Below are 2,752 nucleotides of genomic sequence, written 5' to 3' on the forward strand. Positions count from 1 at the left end.
CTGATCAATCATTCCCCTTGACAACCATATCCCCATACAAGCCCGGATGAGCGAAGTGACATCCGGGTTTTCGTCGCTGCCGTTCCGGCATATCGCTCCGCTCATGCGGGCTACTTGCCGCCGCGACGCTCCGCCGCCTTTAACCGACATGGCTGAATTCGTTACAATTTAAGCTGTCGCCGGCGTGGAATGTTAGTTGGTGGAATGTACAGGTTTCCGAAAAATCGCGTCTCAGGGAACCACCATGCCTTCAACCTCCGGCGAGACATTCCTTCAATCGATCGACCTCTCCGGGCGCCTGATCCGCGCCGCCAACTTTGCCCTGGATCAGTGGTGGCTATGGCTCCTGATCGGCGCCGTGCTCTGGCTCGCTTTGAAAATTCGTTTCCACCATGCGTTGATCGCCCAGCTCGACGAGCGGGCAGATGCAGCGTTCGGCGACGTCGATGCGCTCTTGATCGAACGGCACACGTTGATCGGCAATCTGGTCGAGGTCGTCCGTGCCTTTGCGGCGAAGGAACACGACGTGATCCGGGATGTGCTGGACGCCCGTATCGATGCCCTGGAAGCGCTCAGCGGCGGCGGCGGCGTGATCCAGACCGACACGCAGATCGCGAACGTCCTGCAAAACCTTTTCACGGTTAGCGAAAAGTATCCGGCGCTCGCCAGCGCCGCCCATTACGGCACCCTGCGCGACGACCTGATCCGGATCGAGGATCGCATCACTGCGGCGCGCAAATTCTACAATCTGGCGGTCGAGGAATTGAACGCGATCCGCCGCGCTTTCCCCGGCAACCTCATCGCACGGCTCGGGCCAAATACGGCGCGCGAAAAATTCACGCTCGGCGAACGCCGCTCGGAGTTCGCAGAACCGGTCAAGGTCAGCCTCTGACCAGCAAGGAGCCGGCGCGATGGCGGTTCACGGCTACATTACGCACGCCGCGCACAACCGGCGGTGCACGGCATGGCTGGTGTTGGCCTATATCGTTTCCTTCGAGGTGATCGGCGCGTTTGCGCTGACGATGTTCCTGCTCATGTTCGACCATGAGCATACCATCCTTTCGAACCCGGTCGGTTATGCCGTCCGCTACGCATTGCCGATCGCCGCGCTGACCGGTTTCATGTTCTGGCGGATGTACCGTGGACATGCGAGGGCGGTGACGCACGCGCTCGGCGTGCGAATCGTGTCACGTCAGGACGAACCGCGTTTCGTGCGGATTGCCGAGGAGCAATGTACCGCGCTCGGGGTGCGCCTGCCCCGCTTCGGCATCATCGAGGCCAGTGAACCCAATGCCGTGACCGTGGGCGAGGGGCCGGCGGCGGGGTTGATCGCGGTCACGCGCGGCCTGCTCGACAAGCTCGATGACGACGAACTGGCGGCGGTTCTCGCCCATGAGGCGTCGCACATCCGCCATGGCGATACGAAGCTGCTGGCGGCAAATCACGCGCTGATGCGAACGGCCGTCATCATGCGGATGAACAATCCGTTGCGGTTCGAGGACTGGCGCCAGATGATCATCCCTCTGGCGATTCCGCCCATGCTGCTGGTGTTGCTCGCCGGCAGCACGGCGACGATGCTGTCGATGCGGCTCGCGCGCGCGGCGCGGCGCGGCCTGAAGCTCGGCCGGGATCATGTTGCCGATGGCGAGGCGATCCGGGTCACGCATTTTCCCGAAGCTCTGATCAGCGCCATCGCCAAGGTCGGCGGCCGTGGCGTCTTCCACGGCAGCGCGCGCGTCGAGGGCTTGCTGTTCGACGGTCCGGCCGATCACGAGGGCGGCAGCCATCCCAGCATCAACGACAGGCTCGACGCCATCGCCACGCTGGGGCGCGAGCTGATGAATCCCGCACGGTCGCGGCGCGACACTCGTGGCCCGGCGCAACCGCAATTCAGGCAGCGTCCGCGATCGGTTGCGTTGAATTATCCGCTCGATGCGTCAGGCCGGCCGCTCGAGAAGCCACGGCCGCCCGCCACCAACATCTTCGTGTTGTATCTCACCGATCGCGAGACATTCCGGGAGTACCACAACGCCTGTATAGCCTGGGAAGAGTGGCAATTGAATGAGCGCCGCAACGTCATCGGTCTGGCGCCCAAATTGATCATTCCGCTGGTGGCGTCCTGCGCGGTCGCGCTGTTCATCTACTGGCCAAAGGACGGCAATCTGTCCAGGCTGGTCGGCACGTTCAATCCGGCCGAAATGGTCGACATCGCCCGCATGACGAACTCCGGACCGTTCTGCATGGGGTCGTCCTATCCGGACGGGAAATGCCCCGGTGCCAAGAATGCGTCGACGAATGCTTCAGCGGCTGCGTCAGCCAGTGCGCCGGCGAGTGCGCCGGCGGCACAAATTGGCGGGCAGGCGGCAAGCGGTGGCGGCACGTTCCATGTCCGCGGGACGGCCGGCGCCGTCGGTCAATCCTCTGCCGTTCCTGATCGTCCGACGCCGCCTTCGAACTTCATTCCGATTCTGCTTTTCACCTTGGTCGCCATTGCAATCGCGAGACCAAAGTGGCTCCGCCGCATCTTCGGCGTTGTAGAGCCGAAGCAAATTGTTTCGCGCGCGGCCGGTTCCGATCCTATTACAGCCGACAGTTTTGAGAGGGGGAGTCCGCCAAGCCAACCGTGGCGACGGGAGGTTCACTCCACTCCAGCGGTCAAGGAGTTCGGTCGCAGGAAGGCTTGATACATCAGCAAGCGTAGATCCTATGGGGTGGCAGGTGGTCAGGGGTAAGCTGAGTTTGCGAACACCCA

The 2,752-nt window shown here is 62.7% G+C and carries 2 protein-coding genes; both read left to right on the top strand.

What is annotated here, in order from left to right; translation table 11 throughout:
- Window positions 1-244: 244 nt before the first annotated feature.
- Window positions 245-892, top strand: coding sequence for a LemA family protein (locus CP49_RS11825; protein ID WP_057850437.1), 648 nt, complete (start codon window positions 245-247; stop codon window positions 890-892).
- A 19-nt stretch (window positions 893-911) separates the two neighbouring features.
- The gene (locus CP49_RS11830; protein WP_057850438.1) at window positions 912-2,684 is read left to right on the top strand and encodes a M48 family metalloprotease; all 1,773 of its coding nucleotides are present in this window, start codon (window positions 912-914) and stop codon (window positions 2,682-2,684) included.
- The last annotated feature ends 68 nt before the right edge of the window (window positions 2,685-2,752 follow it).

This window comes from Bradyrhizobium valentinum, from assembly GCF_001440405.1.
In the GTDB taxonomy this organism is placed as follows: domain Bacteria; phylum Pseudomonadota; class Alphaproteobacteria; order Rhizobiales; family Xanthobacteraceae; genus Bradyrhizobium; species Bradyrhizobium valentinum.